Annotated in this window: 15 protein-coding genes; 7 read left to right on the top strand and 8 right to left on the bottom strand. The window is 63.9% G+C overall.

Translation table 11 applies throughout. From position 1 onward, the window contains the following. The first annotated feature begins 29 nt into the window (after nt 1-29). The 5 genes from ACMGF5_RS21570 to ACMGF5_RS21550 all read left to right on the top strand — a co-directional run bounded on the left by ACMGF5_RS21570 (nt 30) and on the right by ACMGF5_RS21550 (nt 7,024). Nucleotides 30-1,037, top strand: coding sequence for a zinc-binding alcohol dehydrogenase family protein (locus ACMGF5_RS21570; RefSeq protein WP_414157188.1), 1,008 nt, complete (start codon nt 30-32; stop codon nt 1,035-1,037). Nucleotides 1,038-1,231: 194 nt separating this feature from the next. Further along, the gene (locus ACMGF5_RS21565; protein WP_414157187.1) at nt 1,232-1,432 is read left to right on the top strand and encodes a hypothetical protein; all 201 of its coding nucleotides are present in this window, start codon (nt 1,232-1,234) and stop codon (nt 1,430-1,432) included. A 229-nt stretch (nt 1,433-1,661) separates the two neighbouring features. After that, on the top strand, nt 1,662-4,196 hold the full coding sequence (locus tag ACMGF5_RS21560) for an HWE histidine kinase domain-containing protein (RefSeq protein ID WP_414157186.1): 2,535 nt from the start codon (nt 1,662-1,664) through the stop codon (nt 4,194-4,196). Nucleotides 4,197-4,374: 178 nt separating this feature from the next. Continuing rightward, nucleotides 4,375-5,748: an APC family permease gene (locus tag ACMGF5_RS21555; RefSeq protein WP_115274942.1), complete on the top strand. Its 1,374-nt coding sequence runs from the start codon at nt 4,375-4,377 to the stop codon at nt 5,746-5,748. 88 nt (nt 5,749-5,836) lie between these two features. Continuing rightward, nucleotides 5,837-7,024 carry an MFS transporter gene (locus tag ACMGF5_RS21550; protein WP_414157185.1) on the top strand — a complete coding sequence of 396 codons (1,188 nt, stop codon included), beginning with the start codon at nt 5,837-5,839 and terminating at the stop codon, nt 7,022-7,024. A 67-nt stretch (nt 7,025-7,091) separates the two neighbouring features. Here the strand turns inward: ACMGF5_RS21550 and ACMGF5_RS21545 are convergent, their stop codons facing one another. The 8 genes from ACMGF5_RS21545 to ACMGF5_RS21510 form a co-directional block, all read right to left on the bottom strand. Then, complete coding sequence (locus tag ACMGF5_RS21545) at nt 7,092-8,069, bottom strand: 2-hydroxyacid dehydrogenase (RefSeq protein WP_174141358.1); 978 nt, start codon at nt 8,067-8,069, stop codon at nt 7,092-7,094. A 9-nt stretch (nt 8,070-8,078) separates the two neighbouring features. Then, on the bottom strand, nt 8,079-9,371 hold the full coding sequence (locus ACMGF5_RS21540; RefSeq protein ID WP_046786434.1) for an MFS transporter: 1,293 nt from the start codon (nt 9,369-9,371) through the stop codon (nt 8,079-8,081). Nucleotides 9,372-9,432: 61 nt separating this feature from the next. Next, the gene (locus ACMGF5_RS21535) at nt 9,433-10,383 is read right to left on the bottom strand and encodes a sugar kinase (protein WP_414157184.1); all 951 of its coding nucleotides are present in this window, start codon (nt 10,381-10,383) and stop codon (nt 9,433-9,435) included. Beyond that, nucleotides 10,376-11,155, bottom strand: coding sequence for a sugar phosphate isomerase/epimerase family protein (locus ACMGF5_RS21530; protein ID WP_115274944.1), 780 nt, complete (start codon nt 11,153-11,155; stop codon nt 10,376-10,378). The genes ACMGF5_RS21535 and ACMGF5_RS21530 overlap by 8 nt, the downstream gene beginning before the upstream one ends. A gap of 72 nt (nt 11,156-11,227) precedes the next feature. Continuing rightward, nucleotides 11,228-12,250, bottom strand: a complete 1,023-nt coding sequence (locus ACMGF5_RS21525) for a LacI family DNA-binding transcriptional regulator (protein WP_115274945.1) — start codon at nt 12,248-12,250, stop codon at nt 11,228-11,230. 589 nt (nt 12,251-12,839) lie between these two features. Beyond that, entirely contained in the window at nt 12,840-14,087 is a 1,248-nt protein-coding gene (locus tag ACMGF5_RS21520; RefSeq protein ID WP_414157183.1) for a c-type cytochrome, read from the bottom strand. A gap of 11 nt (nt 14,088-14,098) precedes the next feature. Further along, entirely contained in the window at nt 14,099-15,883 is a 1,785-nt protein-coding gene (locus ACMGF5_RS21515) for a GMC family oxidoreductase (protein WP_414157182.1), read from the bottom strand. Nucleotides 15,884-15,886: 3 nt separating this feature from the next. Then, on the bottom strand, nt 15,887-16,624 hold the full coding sequence (locus tag ACMGF5_RS21510) for a gluconate 2-dehydrogenase subunit 3 family protein (RefSeq protein WP_237858366.1): 738 nt from the start codon (nt 16,622-16,624) through the stop codon (nt 15,887-15,889). A 268-nt stretch (nt 16,625-16,892) separates the two neighbouring features. Here ACMGF5_RS21510 and ACMGF5_RS21505 point away from each other — a divergent pair, with 268 nt between their 5' ends. Next, a complete protein-coding gene (locus ACMGF5_RS21505; protein ID WP_414157181.1) occupies nt 16,893-17,744 on the top strand; it encodes a LysR family transcriptional regulator in 852 nt (283 codons plus the stop codon). A 96-nt stretch (nt 17,745-17,840) separates the two neighbouring features. Continuing rightward, nucleotides 17,841-18,836: an aldo/keto reductase gene (locus ACMGF5_RS21500; protein ID WP_039601454.1), complete on the top strand. Its 996-nt coding sequence runs from the start codon at nt 17,841-17,843 to the stop codon at nt 18,834-18,836. The last annotated feature ends 3 nt before the right edge of the window (nt 18,837-18,839 follow it).

Here is an 18,839-nt window from a genome sequence, read left to right as displayed (position 1 = left end):
AGCACTCCTTCCCTATCGAGGTAATGGCAATGAAGGCCATTGTTTTCACCCAACCCGGTTTGCCGATTGAAGACCCGCAGTCGCTGTATGAGGCAGACCTGCCCAACCCAACCCCGGGTGCCCGTGATCTGTTGGTCGAAATCAAGGCCATTGCGGTAAACCCGGTCGATACCAAAGTGCGCGCGTCACGCAGCGCCGACCAACCCCAGGTGCTGGGCTGGGATGCGGTAGGTATCGTGCGCGAGGTCGGCAATGCCGTGACACTGTTCCAGCCAGGTGACGAGGTGTTCTATGCCGGTGCCATCGACCGCCCTGGCAGCTACAGCGAGTATCATCTGGTGGATGAGCGCATCGTCGGGCGCAAACCCCGCAGCCTGGACAATGCCAGCGCTGCAGCCTTGCCGCTGACGTCCATCACCGCCTGGGAGTTGCTGTTCGACCGGCTGAGCGTCGAGCAGCACGGTGGCAAGGGGCAAAGCCTGCTGATCATTGGCGCCGCTGGCGGCGTCGGCTCGATCCTGGTGCAACTGGCCAGGCAGCTCACCCAACTGACCGTGATCGGCACGGCCTCCCGCCCGCAAACCCAGCAATGGGTCAGCGAAGTGGGCGCCCACCACGTCATCGATCACTCGGTTTCGATTCCACAACAGCTGGCGGCACTCAAGCTGGAGCCAGTGGATTACGTGATCAGCCTGACGCACACCGACACTTACCTGGCGCAATTGGTGGAAGTGCTGCGGCCGCAAGGCAAGCTTGCGCTGATCGATGACCCCGTACAGCTTGACGTCGTGCCGCTCAAACGCAAGTCACTGTCCCTGCACTGGGAGCTGATGTTCACGCGTTCGCTTTACACCACCGAAGACATGATCAAGCAGCATCAGTTGCTCGAGCGCGTATCGGCCCTGATCGACGAGGGTGTGCTCAAAACCACCGTAGGCGAGCACTTCGGCACGATCAACGCTGACAACCTCAGGCGCGCCCATACCCTGCTCGAAAGCGGTAAGGCCCGCGGCAAGGTCGTGCTGGAAGGTTTCTGAACCAAAGGTTCATGGCAAAACTGCAGCACCCGGTGATGATGTGCATCGGCGTGTTGGCCACCCGGATACCGGATCACATGGGAGCATCACTGCTGTGCCCCGAAGGCGCTTGTTCTGCCAAAGCAGGCGCAAGGAGTGCCACAGCAGCCAGGCCAGGCTGCATCCTTGAGCCTTGGGCGGTAAGGTACGGGGCATTGCGCAACCCAACTGCCAAGGAGGTGGCCATGGCGCTGTTCTGTAGGCTGAGTTTGTTGACCCTGCTCGCTGGCATGTTGCTGGGTGACATCGTGATCGCCACGGTAGGCCTGGTCGGCGTGTGCGCAGCTGCCGTATATCTCGACATCCGCCAGGATGCACACAATGATGCGCCCAACGAACCGCACTTTCTGGCATAAGTAGGCCCGCCCCGGCGTCCTTGGCTCAAGCCTGCACATCCACGCCAATACACCGGTGCCCACTGATGGCCATTTGGGCAAAAGCTCGCGAAACCTCTACGACGCCAAGGTGACTAAGCCATAGGCGCAGGCTAGACTCGCCCATGAATACGACTGTAAACACTGCGTTTGCTTGAACATGCTCGGCGGTCACACAGGCAGCCGGCCTATGCACTGCCGGCGGGAACCCATGACCTTGCAACCTCACGTCAACTTGACCAATTGTGATCGCGAGCCGATCCAGATACCGGGCAGCATTCAGCCACACGGCTGTCTGCTCGCTTGCGACGCCTCTGCCAGCCTGGTCCTGCGCCACTCCGCAAATACCCCCCAAATGCTTAGCGTGGCCGGCGGCGTCAATGGTCAACGACTGGAGGCGATCATCGGTGTAGAGGCTGCCCACACGGTTCGCAACTCCCTGGCACGTGTGAAGGAAGCTTCCCGGCCAGCGCTGTCATTCGGCGTGCCGCTGGCTTCAGGCCAGGCGTTCGATGTGTCTGCCCACCTGTTCAAGGGCACTGTCATCCTCGAGTTCGAGCCCGCCAGCCAGAGCATCGCCGAACCGATCGAACTGGTGCGCACGGTCATCGCCCAGTTGCGCGAGATCGACCGCTCCGACAGGCTTGTGGCCGATACCGCCAAGCGTGTTCGTGCACTGCTGGGTTACGACCGCGTGATGATCTATCAGCTCGGCGCCGACGGCGCGGGCAAGGTTGTAGCCGAAGCCCGGCGTAGTGGGCTTGAAAGCTTTCTGGGGCAATACTTTCCGGCATCGGATATTCCCCAGCAGGCCCGTGCACTGTATTTGCGCAACCCTGTGAGGGTGATTGCCGACGCCAACTTCAAGACCGTGCCGCTCGAGCCGGTGCTGGATTTGTCTGGCGAGCCGCTCGACCTGTCCTACGCGCACCTGCGCAGCGTTTCACCGATTCACTGCGAATACCTGAACAACATGGGCGTGGGCGCATCCATGTCCATTTCAGTGATCGTCGACGGTGCCCTTTGGGGGCTGATCGCCTGCCACCATTACGCACCACGCACGCTGAGCATGGGCCAACGGGTGGCCGCAGAAATGTTCGGCGAGTTCTTTTCCCTGCATATCCAGACACTGCAGGCCAGGCAAACCCTGGAGGCCGCTGCCCACGCCCGGCAGGTGCTGGACAACCTGCTGCACGATGCTCACCGCACAACGGCCATCGATGAACTGCTGCGCGCTCGCCTGAGCGACTTCCAGGCCCTCATCCCCTGCGATGGCATTGGCATGTCGTTGCAAGGCCAATGGACCGTAGCCGGGCTGACGCCGCCAAGGCAGGCGGTGCCCGGGCTGCTCAGCTTCGCCGAGGGTGTCGCCGAAGGCCGCACTTGGGCGTCGAACTGCCTGTCGCTGGCGCACCCTGCAGCCCAGGACTATGCCACGGAGGTCTCGGGGGTACTGATCATCCCGATGTCGCAGCACCCACGGGACTACCTCATGCTGTTTCGCAAGGAGGTGATCGAAACCCTGGATTGGGCCGGTGACCCCAACAAGACCTACGAGAACGGCCCCCTGGGTGACCGCCTCACCCCCCGCAAGAGCTTCGCCGTGTGGAAGCAGACAGTCCACCACCACTGCCTGCCCTGGTCCGAGCAAGACCGCCAGTTTGGCGAAGCCATCCGTGCGGCGGTGGTCGAGGTCGCGCTGCATAACAGTGAGCTGCTGGCCGATGAGCGTTCCAGGGCGGATGTTCGCCAGCGGATGCTCAACGAGGAGCTCAACCACCGGGTGAAGAACATTCTTGCGCTCATCGGTGCGCTGGTCGCCCACCCCACCTCGGAAAACCAGACGCTCAGTGGTTATGTGGCGACGCTCAAGGGGCGTATCCAGGCGTTGTCCCTGGCACATGATCAGGTGGTCCGGGGTGACGGTGGCGGCCGTTTTGCCAGCTTGCTGGAGGCTGAGCTGTCGCCGTACCGCACCAGCGCCGATGCACTGGTGATCAAGGGCCCGGGGCTGCTGCTCGATGCCCGCGCCTATTCGGTGATGGCTCTGGTGCTTCATGAGCTGGCGACCAATGCGGCAAAGTACGGCGCCCTGTCCAGGGCGGGCGGCAAGTTGACCGTCAACTGGGTTGTCGACACGGGCGGGGCCTGCGACATCACATGGCGCGAAAGCGGCGGGCCAACCGTACGGGCACCGACGCGCAGCGGCTTCGGCTCGGTTCTGATCGAACGAAGCATCCCGTTCGACCTCGGTGGCAGCAGCACCCTTGAATACCGACCAGAGGGCCTGCAAGGGTTCTTCCGGATTCCGGCAAAGCACCTGACGCTGGCCGAAGAGCTCGCCAGCGATACCCCGGCGGTTGCACAGCAGCCACAGGTAGACTGCAGCAGCCTGGTCAATGCGCGTGTGCTCATACTCGAAGACCAGTTGGTGATTGCGGTTGGCCTTGAGCAGATTCTGGCCGATGCGCAGGTGCAGGATGTGCTCACCGCAAGCTCTGAAGCCGAAGCCCTGAAGCTGATTGCCAGCCACACGCCGGATGTCGCAGTACTGGACATCAACCTGGGCACCGGCACCTCCATTGCCGTGGCCGAAGCGCTCACAAGCCTGGGCATCCCCTTCCTGTTCGCCACCGGCTATGGCGACAGCATGAACATCCCCGACCATTTGAAGCATGTGCCGGTGGTGCGCAAGCCCTACGACGCAGCCTCGATCCTGCACAACCTGGAAAGCCTGCTGGCCTAGCGCGTCACCTGCGTGTGGGTACCGTACAGGCTCCCCCCAAAGGGTGATTTCGGGTGCGCCGCGAGTGTGGGAGCATTCCCACGTCCCACCTCAAGCTCTGCCCCTGATCCAACGCCATCAACAGTATCGAGCCTGCTCGCATATTGCGGCGTCCTGCATCCAGAACCAGGAGTCAGCAATGCATACAACAACAAATACAGCCCATCCGCCCCACCCTGCGTCGCACCCCACCGCTTCAGGCCGCTTCAGAAAATCCATGGGCATGACCGCGCTGGTGCTGTTCGGCCTCGCCTACATGGTCCCCCTGGCCGTGTTCACCACCTACGGGCTGGTCACCCAGATGACCAAAGGGCACCTGCCCACCGCCTACCTGCTGACCCTCGCCGCCATGTTGCTCACCGCCTACAGTTACGGCCGCATGGTCCAGGCCCACCCCTACTCCGGCTCGGTCTACACCTACACCCGCAAAGCCTTCGGCAGCCACTTTGGTTTCATCGCCGGCTGGACCCTGCTGCTCGACTACATCTTCCTGCCCTTGCTCAGCTACCTGCTGATTGGCATCTACATGTCCGAGTACTTCCCGGCGGTGCCTGCCTGGGTGTGGGTGCTCGGCTCAATCGCCCTGGTCACCTTCCTCAACCTGATCGGCATCGAGTCGATCACACGGGTCAACTGGATACTGGTGGTTGCGCAACTGGTGTTCATCGTCGTCTTCGTCGCGCTGTCGGTGCGCAACCTCAGCGACCAGAGCGCGCCGGTGTCATTGCTGGCACCGTTCCACCATGAGGGCTTCAGCGTTGCGCTGGTCATGGCCGGCGCTGCGGTGCTGTGCCTGTCTTTTCTGGGCTTCGACGCCGTGTCGACCATGGCCGAGGAAACCAGCGACCCGACCCGGCGTATCCCGCAGGCCATCATGGCAGTGTCGGTGATCGGTGGCCTGCTGTTTCTGCTGGTGTCGTACTGCGCCCAGATGGTCTTCCCCGATTGGACATCTTTCGCTGACCCGGACTCCGCCTCGGTGGATGTGATGCGCCATGTCGGTGGCGAACTGCTGGTGACCGGCTTTACCGCCACCTACGTGGCCGGCTGCTTCGCCTCGGCCATGGTGTCCCAGGCCAGCGTGTCCCGCGTGCTGTTCGCCATGGGCCGCGACGGTGCATTGCCGCGGGCCTTTGGCCGCCTGGTGACGAAAAAGCGCGTGCCGGCCACGGCAATCATGCTGGTCAGCACCTTGTCGCTGGTCGCCCTGTTCATCACCCTGGACACCGTCGCCAACATGATCAGCTTCGGCGCGCTGTTCGCCTTCTCTGCAGTCAACCTGGCGGTGGTCAAGCATTACCTGGTCGACCAGAAGCTGCGTGGCACACGCAACTGCCTGCTATATGGCGCGCTGCCGGCGCTGGGCTTTTTGAGCACACTGTGGCTGTGGAGCAGCCTGTCGAGCATGTCGTTCACCATCGGCCTGTGCTGGATGGCCGCAGGCTTCGTCTGCCTGCTGGGGCTGACCCGCGCCTTCCGGGTGAAGCTGCCCGACCTGCAGATGACGGACTGATCCGGCAAGCCGTCATCCTCGACGCTCAGGGCGCGAATTGACTATGATCCCGACTTGAACGTTTCAGCATGTTTCAATAGGGACTCAAATGTCTGTTCAGGAAATACCGCCGCTCGCCCTCTCCAAAGGCGAAATCGGCAAGATGGAAGCCGCCATGGCCTTGGGCAGTTTTGCCATTGGCACCGGCGAATTCGCGATCATGGGGCTGATGCCGGACATCGCCGGCAACCTGCAACTGAGCGAACCGCAGGTAGGCCATGCGATCAGCGCCTACGCGCTGGGCGTGGTGGTGGGTGCACCGGCGCTGGCCATTCTCGGCGCCAAGCTGCTGCGCAAGCACATGCTGCTTTTGTTGATGGCGCTGTATGCCGTCGGCAACCTGGCTACCGCGTTCGCCCCGTCATTCGCAGGCCTGGTGGCCTTCCGCTTCATCAGCGGCTTGCCCCATGGGGCGTACTTCGGCATCGCCGCGGTGGTTGCCTCGAGCATGGTGCCGAGCAACCAGCGCGCCGGTGCCGTGGCCCGGGTAATGATGGGCCTCACGCTGGCCATGTTGCTGGGCAACCCTGTGGCGACCTTGCTGGGGCAGTACTTCGGCTGGCGCTCGGCGTTTTTGCTGGTGGGCCTGATCGCTGTGTGCACCATCGCGCTGGTCTGGCAGTACGTGCCGCAGCGGCGCGATGAAACACGCAGCGACCCACGCAAGGAGCTGCAAGCGTTCACCCTGCCGCAGGTGTGGATGGCGCTGGCCATCGCCTCGATCGGTTTCGCCGGCATGTTCTGTGTGTTCAGCTACCTGGCGCCGACCATGCTGGAGGTGACTCAGGTCGCTCCCCAGTGGATCCCCTTTGGCCTGGCCGCCTTCGGTATTGGCGGCATCATCGGCAACATTGCCGGCGGCAAGCTGTTCGACCGGCTGCAGTTCCGCGCCGTGGGCATCGTGCTGGTGTGGTCGACCGCCGTGCTGTTGTTCTTCACCATCGCTGCCCATGCGCTGTGGACACTGCTGCTGGGCATCGGCCTGGTCGGCACCATGATCGCCCTGGCCGCCCCCTTGCAGATCCGCCTGATGGACATTGCCCACGAAGCGCCGAGCCTGGCAGCGGCTTCCAACCATGCAGCCTTCAACCTGGCCAATGCCCTGGGGCCTTGGTTTGGCGGCATGGCCATCAGTGCCGGGCTGGGCTGGACCAGCACCGGCTATATCGGCGCCGCTGCGGCGCTGGTCGGGTTGGGGATATATGCGGTGGCACGGCGGATGAAGGGCGGCCAGTAGGAGCCTACCGCCTATCGAGCGCCGCACGGGCGGCGCTCGTTTTCACCGACGCTGAAAAAATCAGGCGTTACCCCCCCATAGCCACCTCATTCACCAGGTTCGCCGGCCGCTCGCCCGCCAACGCGCTCAACAGATTCTCTACCGCACAGCGCGCCATGGCCTCACGGGTTTCGTGGGTCGCCGAGCCGATGTGCGGCGTGGCCACCACGTTGTCCAGTTGCAACAGTGGTGAGTGGGCCGGCAGTGGTTCCTGTACGAACACATCCAGCCCGGCGCCGCGGATGCGCTTGGCCTGCAACGCCGCAAGCAGTGCCTGTTCATCCACCACACGCCCGCGGGCAATGTTCACCAGGATCGCCTCGGGCTTCATCAGCGAAAGCTCCCGTGCGCCGATCAGGCCTTCGGTGCTGGCGCTCAAGGGCACCGTCAAACAGACAAAATCCGCCTCGCTCAGCAGCTCGTCCAGGGTGCGATACCGGGCACCATAGCGGGCGTCCACCTCTGGCTTGGCTCGCGAACTGTGGTACAGCACGCGCATGCCGAACCCGGCCGCACCACGGCGGGCCAAGGCCTCACCAATGCGCCCCATGCCGACGATGCCCAAGGTCTTGCCATGCACATCACTGCCAAAATGCGCCGGCCCAAGGTTGGCCTGCCAGTGGCCGTCACGTACCCAGCCGGCCAGCTCCACCACCCGCCGGGCAGTGGCCAGGATCAAGGCAAAGCCGGTGTCGGCGGTGGTCTCGGTCAATACATCAGGGGTGTTGGTCAGCATCACGCCACGGCGGGTCAGCTCGGCAATGTCGTAGTTGTCGACGCCAACCGACACACTGGCCACCACTTCAAGCTGTGGCGCCAGGTCCAGCAGGCTGCTGTCCAGCCGCAAACTGGCGCCCAGCAGGCCATGGGCACCGGGCAAGGCATCGCGCAGCCGGGCCAGGCCATCACTGCCGGAGGTATCCACCCAGGTCACCTCGACCTGCTGTTGCAGGCGCGCCAGCAGGGCCTCGGGCAGGCGCTTGTAAAGGACGATTCGCTTTTTCATAGCCGTTTCCTATTGGCTCATTGCCAGGCGCTGGCTGCGGGGCTTGGCCTGGCCGGAGGTTTGTGATGTTTTCAGCGCAGCCGTGAGCGCCACTGCCGTCAGCAGCGCACCGCACATGAACAGGTAAGAAGCGCCAGGGCCACCGGTGGCGCCATTGAGATAGCCGACCAGCCACGAGCCACCGAACGAACCCAGCGCGCCCATGCTGTTGATCAGGGCCATGGCCCCACCGGCCACGTTGCTGGGCAGGATCTCCGGCACGATGGCGAAGAACGGGCCATAGGGGGCGTACATGCAAGCCCCGGCAAGCACCAGCAGCGCATAGGACGCCCAGAAATGCTCGGTGCCCAAGGCGTAGGAGCCATAGAAGGCCAACGCGGCGATCAGCAAGGGTGGCCAGACGAAACGCTTGCGCTTCTGCAGTTTGTCAGAGGCCCACGACACCCCGACCATGGCCACGACCGCCGCCAGGTAGGGCACCGAGGCCAGCCAACCGGCCTCGACGATGTCGACGTTCGCCGCTTGCTTGAGGATAGACGGCAGCCACAGCACGAAGCCGTACACCCCGATGCTCCAGCAAAAATACTGCAGCGACAGCACGATGACCTGCGGCGAGCGAAACGCCTCGCGGTAGTTCTTAACCGGTTTGATGCCTTGCTGTTCAGCGGCCAGGGCCTGTTCGAGCGCCGCTTTTTCCTGCTCGCTCAGCCAGCCCACCTGGGCTGGCCGGTCGTCCACCAGGCGCCACCAGATGAACGCCCAGAGCACCGCTGGCAGGCCCTCGATGATGAACATCCAGCGCCAGTCGAAATGCTTGATCAGGTACCCCGAGACCACCGACATCCACAGGATGGTCACCGGGTTGCCCAGCATCAGGAAGGTATTGGCGCGCGAGCGTTCGGCGCGGGTGAACCAGTGGCACAGGTACACCAGCATCGCCGGCATCACCGCCGCCTCGACCACCCCGAGCAGGAAGCGGATGCCGATCAGCAGGTAGACATTGCTGACCATGCCGGTCAGGGTCGCCAGGCTGCCCCAGAGGATCAGGCTGACGAAAATCAGCTTTTTGACGCTGCGTTTTTGCGCGTAGATGGCACCAGGCACCTGGAAGAAGAAGTACCCGAGGAAAAACAGCGCCCCCAGCAGGGACGACAGCGCCGGGGTGATCTTCAGGTCATCGGCCATGCCCGAGGCGGCGGCGAAGCCGTAGTTGGCGCGGTCGAGGTAGGCCAGGCTGTAAGTGACGAAGACGATCGGGATGATGTACCACCAACGGCGTGGGGCGAGGCTTGTCGATTGCATGATGCGGCTCCTGAGCTTGTTGTTTTTGTAGCAACCGGCCGGCGTACCGGCGATCAAAGTTTCAGGCACTCTTGGGTAATGCGTACGCTTCCAGCTCCCGGCGCAGTGGCAAGCCTTCCATGTCGCCGCGCGATTGCACGGCGCGGCTGCCGCACCAGTTGCCGCGAGCCACCGCCTCGGCGAGCGGGCGGCCTTCGAGCAGGCCGCTGACCACGCCAACGGCAAAGGCGTCGCCGGCACCGACGGTGTCCACCACCTTGGCCACCGGCACAGGGGCGACCTGCCCTTGGCACTGGGCATTGCGGTAGTAGGCACCCTCACCGCCCAACTTGATGACTACGTGCTCGACACCACGGTCGAGGTAGAACGCGGCGATGTCCGCCGGGGTTTGCAGGCCGGTCAACAACCGCCCTTCCTCGAGCCCTGGCAGCAGCCAGGGCGCCTTTATCGCCAGCGCGTTGACTTCACGGACCATGCTGGCGCGGTCAGGCCACAGCGACGGGCGCAGGTTGGGGTCGAAGGAAATGCTGCGCCCCTCGCTGCGCATGCGCTCGACCAGCTCATGGGCCAGCGCCCTGCAGCCGGCCGACAGCGCCAGCGGAATACCGGTGGCGTGCAGGTGGCGGGCCTGCAGCAACGCCGGGCTGAACTGCGCCAGCGATAGGTGGCTGGCCGCGGAGTTGCGGCGAAAATACTCCACCACAGGGTCGCTGCCATCGTCGCAACGGCCCTTGAGCTGGAAGCCTGTCGGGTGGTGGTCATCGACCTCCACGTGGCTGCAGTCCAGGCCCTCCTGCTGCAGGGTGTCGAGCACGAAGCGGCCCAGCGAGTCGTTGCCCACCCGGCTCAGCCAGCGCACCCGGAAACCCAACCGGGCCAGGCCGATGGCCACATTGCTGTCGGCGCCGGCAATGCGCTTGGTAAACGCCCCCACAGCCGCCAGGTCACCGGCCTGCTCGGCAACGAACATGGCCATGGTTTCGCCAAAACACAGCACGTCATGCTCAGGCATGGCTCACCTCCTCGCTCATGCCGATGCGGGCCAGGTTGTTGACCTGGGCGCGGGTCAAAGCCAGTAAGTCAGCGCCGGCCAGCGGGTACTCCACGGCGCGCATCAGCCCGGGGGTGAACTCGGCGAACATTGCCTCCCAGGCCATCAGGTCCCGGGCCTGCGGCACAACGGCCACCAGGCGCCCGCTGGCCTCGCGCTGCACTGCCTTGCAATGCACGTAACGCACCCAGCGGCCGAGCAACCGCGCTGCCTGCGCGGCGGATTCGCCCTGCCATTGCCAGTTACCGATATCGAAGGTCATGCCCAGCGCCAGCCCCTGGGCCTCGCAGCGCTCAAAGAACTGCAGCAGCGGCGCGATGCGCCCGCCCTGCGTGGTCTGGTCGTTCTCCACCAGCAACAGCGGGTCACCAGGGCGCAGTTGCGCTTGCAAGGCCGCCAGGTCGCATGCGCAAGCGTAATGCCCCAACGACACCTTCAGCGCCACGGCGCCGAGTGCGCGGGCCAGCGCCAGCTTGGCAGGCAAGCGCGCGTCCAGCTGCCCTTCAGGGGTCCACAGCTCCAGTGGCGAGGAATACAGGCACTGCAACTGCAGCGCGTTGATTGCCGCCGACAGCGCGGCGGCGTCCGGGGCCTCGTCGAACAACTCTTCGCGCAGTTCGACACATATCACGCCGGCAGCGGCCAGCAGTTCAAGGAAACTCTCCTGCCCACGCTCCCGGACCAAGCTGGCACCGTAGCTGGAGAGGCTGATGGAAACGGGGTTCTCGTGCATTGTTCTTGTCCTTATGAAACCGGTTTCATTTTTTGGCTGCAACAATGGCCGGCGTCGTTGCCGGCCGTTTCTTCATTCGCGTAGTTGAGTGGAACCTCGGACGATCAACTCTGCCTTGAAGTCCAGGCGCCGTGGCGCCCCGCTCTCGCCGCGCAGGCGGTCGTGCAGGCAGTCGAAGGCGGCCACACCGATGCGTTCGGTGGGTTGGGCGAGCGCGGTAATGCCGCTACCGACCAGCGGGTACCAGTCCAGTTCGTCCAGCGCAATCAGGCCGACGTCCTGGAACAGGTTGCAACCCGCGTCGTGCAATACACGGGTCACCGTCAGGGTGGCCACGCCGTTGAAGGTGAAAATAGCCTGGGGCCCGTGCCCATTACTGCCGAGGAAGGCATCAAGCCGGGCGTGCAGGTTGCCGTCGATCTCCACCAGTTGCTGACGCATGCCGGCGCGACGGCTGATCGAGGCGGTGAACGCCTGCGTGCGTTCGAGCCGGGAGCTGGTGCCGTCCAGTGGTTCGGTGACCGCCAGGATGTCGCGGTAGCCACGCGCCTGCAGGTGGTCCAGGGCCTGCTCGATGGCCTGGGCGTTATCCAGCCCTACCAGGTCTACGTTCAGCTCCGGCAGTTGCCGGTCTACCAGGACCATGGGCATGTCGCGCTGCAGGTTGAGAAGTTCGCCGGGGTGATGGCCAAGGGTATTCACGATCAGGCCCTCGACGTTGTAAGACTGCAGGGCCGCCAGGTGATGGCGCTCCTGCTCGTCGTCGCGGTTGGTGTTGCACACCACCAGGCTGTAGCCGTGCTGACGGCACGCGGTTTCAACGCCGTGCATCACCGCGACTGAATAGGGGTTGAGGATGTCTGCTACCAGCATGCCGATCAGCCGCGTCTGGCCACGCTTGAGGCCGCGGGCCATCTGGTTGGGCCGGTAGCCCAGGCGCTCGATGACTTCTTCAAGGCGCTTGGCGGTAGCTTCGGCCAGCAACTGGCGATCGCCGCCAATGTAGCGCGACACGGTGGCCTTGGAGACGCCGGCAACGCGTGCGACCTCACTGATGGTCACGCGTTCGCGGGAATGGGCAGGCAAGTCGGTCATTTCGGTCCCTTGTGATTATTGTCGGTGACGGTGACTGAAACCGGTTTCAATACATCAAAACCGCGCGGTTTCGTCACCTACCGTTCGTCGGGATTCTACCTTTCCCGGCGCACTGCCGGCACCCCACCTGTAGGAGCCGGCTTGCCGGCGATCACCGGCAAAGCCGGTGCCCTACACCGCAGCGCCTGCATCGCCGGCAAGCCGGCTCCCACAAAAGGTACTGCGCCGGCCTGATCGAATGGCATCCATGCGGTTTCACCACCTTCCGTGGCACTGACATACTCAATGTCTACAGCCGACGCCAACCCTGTAGGAGCCGGCTTGCCGGCGATCACCGGCAAAGCCGGTGCCCTACACCGCAGCGCCTGCATCGCCGGCAAGCCGGCCCACAAAAGGTACTGCACCGGCCTGATCGAGTGGCATCCAAGCGGTTTAACCACCTTCCGTGGCACTGACATACTCAACTTTTACAGCCGACGCCAACCCTGTAGGAGCCGGCTTGCCGGCGATCACCGGCAAAGCCGGTGCCCTACACCGCAGCGCCTGCATCGCCGGCAAGCCCCACAACGTATGGCGCCAGGCGCCAGCGTTATCGGATGGCTTTCACATCACTGGCCGAAACAGCACTGCCTTGGTTACCCCAACTGGTCCGGATGAAATTCACCACCTCAGCCACTTCCTGGTCGCTCAAGCGCCAGCCGAACGCTGGCATGGTGAGCTTCGACGGCGCGGTATGCGTCGCCGGCACCGTGCCGCCATCCAGCACCACATGGATCAACGAGGTGGCATCGGCCGTCTGCACCACCGGGTTGCCGGCAAGCGCCGGGAACACGCGGGTATACCCCTGGCCGTCGGTACGGTGGCAAGCAGCGCAGTTGTCGATGTACACCGCCGCACCCGGCTTGCTGTCATCGCCATTCCACAAAGCCTCTGCCACGTGCTTGTCGTACACATGCGGCTGGTCGTGTGGGTTGCTTGCCGGCAGCGTCTTGAGGTAGCGGGCAATGGCCGTCAGGTCGGTATCGCTCAAGTGCTGCATGCTGTGTTCGACCACATCGCTCATGCCGCCGAACACGGCACTGCGGTCACTGCGGCCGGTTTTAAGGAACTGCACCAGCTGTTCCTCGCTCCAGCTGCCCAGGCCGTCCTTGTGGTCACCGCGCAGGTTCTTGGCGATCCAGCCTTCCAGTGGCGCACTGCCGGCCAGGAACTGCTTGCCATCCGCGGGGCTCAGGGCCTCTTCCTGCATGGTCAGGGCACGCGGGGTATGGCACGCGCCACAATGGCCCAAACCCTCCACCAGGTAGGCGCCGCGGCTGACCACCGGGTCGGCACCGGCCGGCGCTTGCCAGGCTTTCACCTCTGGTGCGAACACGCCACGCCAGATCGCCAGCGGCCAACGCATGCTCACGGGCCAAGGGATGTCGGTGGCCTTGTTAGGCTGCGCCACCGGTTGCACGCCTTGCATGAAGTAGGCGTACAAGGCGCGCATGTCCTCGTCCTTGACCCGCGCATAGGACGGGTACGGCATGGCCGGGTACAGCGTGCTGCCGTCCTTGGCCACACCTTTGCGCACGGCCAGGTCGAAGTCTTCGAAACTGTACTGGCCGATGCCGGTGGCATCCGGGGTGATGTTGGTGGAGTACACGGTGCCGATGGGGGTTTCCATCGGCAGCCCACCGGCAAAGGGCTTGCCGCCCTTGGCGGTATGGCAGGCCACGCAGTCACCGGCGCGGGCCAGGTACTCGCCCTTCTTCACCAGCGCATCGGTAGCTTCATCAGCCTGGGCAGCCAGGCCCGTGCCCAGCAGCAGGGTCGCGATCAACAGTTTTTTCATGCCATCGCTCCTCAAGCCTGAACCAGCGGGCCGGGGTTTTTCAGGTACTGCTCCCGGATGGCCCGCGCCGACCAGTAGGTCAGCGCAGCCACCAGGCCGGTGGGGTTGTAACCCAGGCCCTGGGGGAACGCCGATGCGCCCGGGACGAACACGTTGTGCACGTCCCAGCTTTGCAGGTAGCGGTTCAAGGCACTGGTTTTGGGGTCGGAGCCCATGATCGCGCCGCCGTTGAGGTGGGTGGTCTGGTAGCTGGCGGTGTTGAAGTGCTCCTGGACCTTCTTGCCGAGCACGGCGATGGCCTTGGGGTTCATCGCCTGGGCGATCTTGCTCAGCTTGTCGACCATGAACTGGTTCATCTTGATGTCGTTTTCCTGCCAGTCGAAGGTCATGCGCAGCAGCGGCTGGCCGTAGGCATCCCGGTAGGTCGGGTCGAGGTCCAGGTAGTTGCCGCGGTACGACTGGTGCGCGCCGTGGGCGTCCATCGACAGCTGGTGGGTGTAGTAATCGGCCGTGGCCTTCTTCCAGGCACTGCCCCAGGCGGGCGTGCCGGGCGGGTTGGCAATACCGGCAATCGGCCGGCTGCCAGCCTGGTTGACCCACATCGGCGAGCCGCCGACGAAACCGTGCGGCCCATGGTCGAAGTTGTCGGCGTTGAAGTCGTCGATCGCCACCCCGTTGCCGCCGGCGCCGATGAAGTTGTTGGTGTAGGTGTCCTTGTCGAAGAACGCTTTCACCGTGCCCATGTTCTGGTAGGCGAAGTTGCGCCCCACAACCCCTTCGTTCTTGATCGGGTCATAGGGTTTGCCGATGCCCGACAGCAGCATCAGGCGCACGTTGTTGAACTGGAACGCGGCAAGGATGACGATGTCTGCCGGCTGCTCCACTTCCCGCCCCTGGGCATCGATGTAGGTCACCCCGGTAGCCTTGCGCTTGCTGTCGTCCAGGTTCACCCGCAGCACATGGGCATTGGCCCGCAGCTCGAAATGGGGTACCTGGCGCAGCGCCGGCAGGATGTTCACGTTGGGCGACGCCTTGGAGTACATGTAGCACACGTACCCGCTGCAGAAGCCACAGAAGTTGCACGGCCCCATCTGCGCCCCATAGGGGTTGGTGTAAGGCCCCGATGTGTTGGCCGAAGGCAGGTTGTAGGGCTTGTAGCCCAGGCTGGCGGTTGCCTTCTGGAACAGCTGCGCCGACACCACGTTCTTCTGCGACACCAGCGGGAAGGGGTTGGAGCGGTCCGGTGCATAAGGGTTGCCGCCCTTCCCTTCGCCGACCACCTTGCCGTTCACGGTCCAGGCCTGGCCCGAGGTGCCGAAGACCTTCTCGGCGAAGTCGAAGCAGGGTTCTAGCTCCTCGTAGCTCACGCCAAAGTCCTGGATCGTCATGTGTTCAGGGATGAAGCGTTTGCCGTAGCGCTCTTCGTAGTGGCTGCGCATGCGCAGCTCCATCGGGTCTACACGAAAATGCACGCCGGACCAGTGCAGGCCTGCGCCGCCCACGCCCTTGCCGGGCAGGAAGGCACCGAGCTGGCGGTTGGGCAGCGCGACATCGTTGACGCTGTGGCGGATGGTGACGGTTTCTTTGGAGACATCCACGAACAGCTTCTTGCGCACGCTGTAGGTCAGCTCATCGATGACCTGCGGGTAGCTGCCCTCGGGGTAGGTGTCCTGCATCGGCCCGCGCTCCAGCGCGACCACCTGCAACCCGGCCTCGGTCAGCTCCTTGGCCATGATGGCGCCCGCCCAGCCGAAACCGACGATCACCGCATCGACCTTCTTCATTGTATTGGCCATGCCTTACGCCCTCTCGCCACGAATCGATACTGCCGGGAACGGGTAAGGCTCATTGCGCTCGACCCAGTCCATGAAGTCTGCACGGGCGCCGGGGAAGCCGATTTGCGTCCAGCCGACCATACCCTTGTTGCCACCGTGAATCGGGTCGCAGAAGAACCCCTCGCGGGTGTTCTGCACCAGCAGGCTGAAAAACACCTTGGCAGGCAGCTGTTCGAAAACGATCTCACCGGCTTCGATCTTGCCGAGAACTTTGTCTCGGGTAGCGCTATCTTGCTCAGCAAACGTTTTACCGCTGGCGTTTTTGCACCATGCATCCGCAGCGGCGATGCCCAGGCGGTAGATTTGCTGGGGGCTCAGTTGCAGCTGGTAGCCAAGCTCTGGCGCGGCGTCGGCCTTGAACGGGCCCTGCATGTACCACTGGGCACCTGTGGCATAGGGGGTGTTCATCTGGCGATCGATAAACTCGGCGGCGCCTGCTTCGAGGGCGCCGGGGCCCAGCTCGTCAGCGGGGATGATGCGCGACACCGCCGCCTGCACGAAGGCCCATTCTTCGGCGGTGAAGAAAGTCGGCTGGTAATGGCCAGCGGGCGGTGTAGCAGGCACCTTGGGTTCGCGGGCCGGCTGGGCCAGCAGTTGGCCGGCACCAAGGCCTGTGCTGGTAGCCACGGTGACCACGGGAATAAGGGTCAACGTTTTGCGCAGGAAGTCCCGGCGCGGGTTGTCGGGGGCATGCTCAGGCATTGCAAGTCCTCATCAGCATTGGGGCGGCCTTGGGTTGCGCCGTCTGGGTTTGGATCAGGGAGAGGCCCTGAGAAAGCCGCGTAATCTAGCTGGTTCGGAAACATTTTGAAACCGGTTTCATATCCGCCCCCAACCCCTCAAAACTCGACCGTAGCGATGGCGGTGCTTTTGAAATTGACGTGAAACGTGTATTCCGGCATTGGGGCCGGTTCAGGTCGTGGGAATCGCCAGGAGGCTTTATCATGGCCCTCCACCACAGAGGCCCGCCATGTTCGATTGGGAAGACCTGCGCCATTTCTGCGCCTTCATCAGCACCGGCTCCCTGTCGGCCGCAGCCAAGCAGCTGCGCGTCGACCACGCCACCGTGGCCCGGCGCATCGCCGCACTGGAAGCTGCGCTCAACCTCAAGCTGGTCGACCGCCGCCCCAGGGCTTACGTGCTGACCGAGCAAGGCCGCCGGGTGGGCGAGTACGCCGAGCAGATGACCCAGGCCTCCTTCGCCCTGGAACACTTCGCCAGCGCAGGCCAGCAGCAGGTTGAAGGCCAGGTGGTACTGGCCGCCCCGCCCGCCTTGCTCGGCAGCCTCATTGCGCGGCGCCTGGCCACGCTGTGCAACCGCTACCCGCAGCTGCACCTGAAACTGGTCGGCAGCAAGTCGCGCGCCTCGCTGGCGCGCCGCGAGGCCGATATCAGCGTGGCCCTGGCCCGGCCCAGCGAGCCCACCCTGGTGGCCAGCCTGCTGGGCTACCTGGATTACCGCCTGTACGCCGCCCCCGGCTACCTGCGCAGCACCAGCACGCCGCGCTATATCGGCTACGACCAGTCCCAGGCCAAGTCGGCGCAGCAACAGTGGCTGCTCGCCCAGACCCACCACCAGCCCTTTGTAGTGCAAAGCAACGATTTGCGCATCCAGGCCCAGGCCGCTGCAGGCGGCATCGGCATTGCCTGCCTGCCGGCATTCATGGCCCAGGAGCATGGCCTGCAGGCCATCGGGGAGGAAACACAGACCATGAGCATCGAACTATGGCTGGCCGTGCATGAAGACGTGCGCAACACACCGCGCATCAAGGCTGTAACCGATTTTTTGCAGCAACAGGTCAAGCCACTGCTGCGCTTGTGAATTTCTGCAGAGCTCGCCTGCACCGATACGGGATTTCCGCACGCCCACAGCCCCGCTAAGCTTCCCCCATCGCAAACGACCACCGAGGAGAAGCAGATGCAGTACGTCAAGTTGGGCAACACCGGCCTGGATGTTTCGAAACTGTGCCTGGGCTGCATGACCTTCGGCGAGCCGGGCGCCGGCACCCACCCCTGGACCCTCGGCGAAGCCGACAGCCGCCCGATCATCCGCCACGCCGTGGAGCAAGGCATCAACTTCTTCGACACCGCCAACAGCTACTCGGCCGGCACCTCGGAACTGATCCTGGGCAAGCTGCTGAAGGCGTTCACCCGCCGCGAAGAAACCGTGATCGCCACCAAGGTGTTCTTCCCGGCCAACATGTGGGAAGGCAGCACCCGGCCCAACGAGCAGGGCCTGTCACGCAAGGCGATCATGGCCAACATCGACGCCAGCCTCACCCGCCTTGGGACCGACTATGTCGACCTCTACCAGATCCACCGCTGGGACTACCACACCCCGATCGAGGAGACCATGGAGGCGCTGCACGATGTGGTCAAAGCCGGCAAGGCGCGCTACATCGGCGCATCCTCGATGTATGCCTGGCAGTTCGCCAAAGCCCAGCAGGTGGCGGCCAGCAACGGCTGGAGCCGCTTCGTGTCGATGCAGAACTACCTCAACCTGATCTACCGCGAGGAAGAGCGCGAAATGATCCCGCTGTGCCTGGACCAGGGCGTGGGCCTGATGCCCTGGAGCCCGATGGCCCGCGGCCGGCTGACCCGCCCGCATGGCCAGCAGACTGAACGTACCCGCACCGACATTTCCGGCCGGTCGTTCTATGAAAAAACCGAAGTGGAAGACGGCCGGGTGATCGATGTGGTCGAACAGATAGCCCGCGAGCGTGGCGTGCCCATGGCGCAGGTGGCGCTGGCCTGGGTACTGGGCAAGCGAGGGGTTTCGGCGCCGATCGTGGGCGCGTCGAAGGTGGCGCAGCTCGATGATGCGATTGGCGCGTTGCAGTTCGAGCTCAGCGCCGAAGAAGTGGAGCGCCTGCAAGCGCCCTACGTGCCGCATGCAGTGACGGGCTTCAAGTAGGCC

Source organism: Pseudomonas sp. BNK-15, assembly GCF_047456105.1.
Taxonomy (GTDB): domain Bacteria; phylum Pseudomonadota; class Gammaproteobacteria; order Pseudomonadales; family Pseudomonadaceae; genus Aquipseudomonas; species Aquipseudomonas putida_E.
The sequence above is the reverse complement of the archived record's forward strand: the minus strand, read 5'-3'. Positions and strand labels throughout refer to the sequence as shown.

Excerpts from the sequence above, each read along its gene's own strand:
- ACMGF5_RS21555 (WP_115274942.1), top strand. The coding sequence starts at position 4,375 with ATGCATACAACAACAAATACAGCCCATCCGCCCCACCCTGCGTCGCAC.
- ACMGF5_RS21570 (WP_414157188.1), top strand. The coding sequence starts at position 30 with ATGAAGGCCATTGTTTTCACCCAACCCGGTTTGCCGATTGAAGACCCG.
- ACMGF5_RS21500 (WP_039601454.1), top strand. The coding sequence starts at position 17,841 with ATGCAGTACGTCAAGTTGGGCAACACCGGCCTGGATGTTTCGAAACTG.
- ACMGF5_RS21560 (WP_414157186.1), top strand. The coding sequence starts at position 1,662 with ATGACCTTGCAACCTCACGTCAACTTGACCAATTGTGATCGCGAGCCG.
- ACMGF5_RS21530 (WP_115274944.1), bottom strand. The coding sequence starts at position 11,155 with ATGCACGAGAACCCCGTTTCCATCAGCCTCTCCAGCTACGGTGCCAGC.
- ACMGF5_RS21510 (WP_237858366.1), bottom strand. The coding sequence starts at position 16,624 with ATGCCTGAGCATGCCCCCGACAACCCGCGCCGGGACTTCCTGCGCAAA.
- ACMGF5_RS21540 (WP_046786434.1), bottom strand. The coding sequence starts at position 9,371 with ATGCAATCGACAAGCCTCGCCCCACGCCGTTGGTGGTACATCATCCCG.
- ACMGF5_RS21545 (WP_174141358.1), bottom strand. The coding sequence starts at position 8,069 with ATGAAAAAGCGAATCGTCCTTTACAAGCGCCTGCCCGAGGCCCTGCTG.
- ACMGF5_RS21515 (WP_414157182.1), bottom strand. The coding sequence starts at position 15,883 with ATGGCCAATACAATGAAGAAGGTCGATGCGGTGATCGTCGGTTTCGGC.
- ACMGF5_RS21550 (WP_414157185.1), top strand. The coding sequence starts at position 5,837 with ATGTCTGTTCAGGAAATACCGCCGCTCGCCCTCTCCAAAGGCGAAATC.
- ACMGF5_RS21525 (WP_115274945.1), bottom strand. The coding sequence starts at position 12,250 with ATGACCGACTTGCCTGCCCATTCCCGCGAACGCGTGACCATCAGTGAG.
- ACMGF5_RS21505 (WP_414157181.1), top strand. The coding sequence starts at position 16,893 with ATGTTCGATTGGGAAGACCTGCGCCATTTCTGCGCCTTCATCAGCACC.
- ACMGF5_RS21520 (WP_414157183.1), bottom strand. The coding sequence starts at position 14,087 with ATGAAAAAACTGTTGATCGCGACCCTGCTGCTGGGCACGGGCCTGGCT.
- ACMGF5_RS21535 (WP_414157184.1), bottom strand. The coding sequence starts at position 10,383 with ATGCCTGAGCATGACGTGCTGTGTTTTGGCGAAACCATGGCCATGTTC.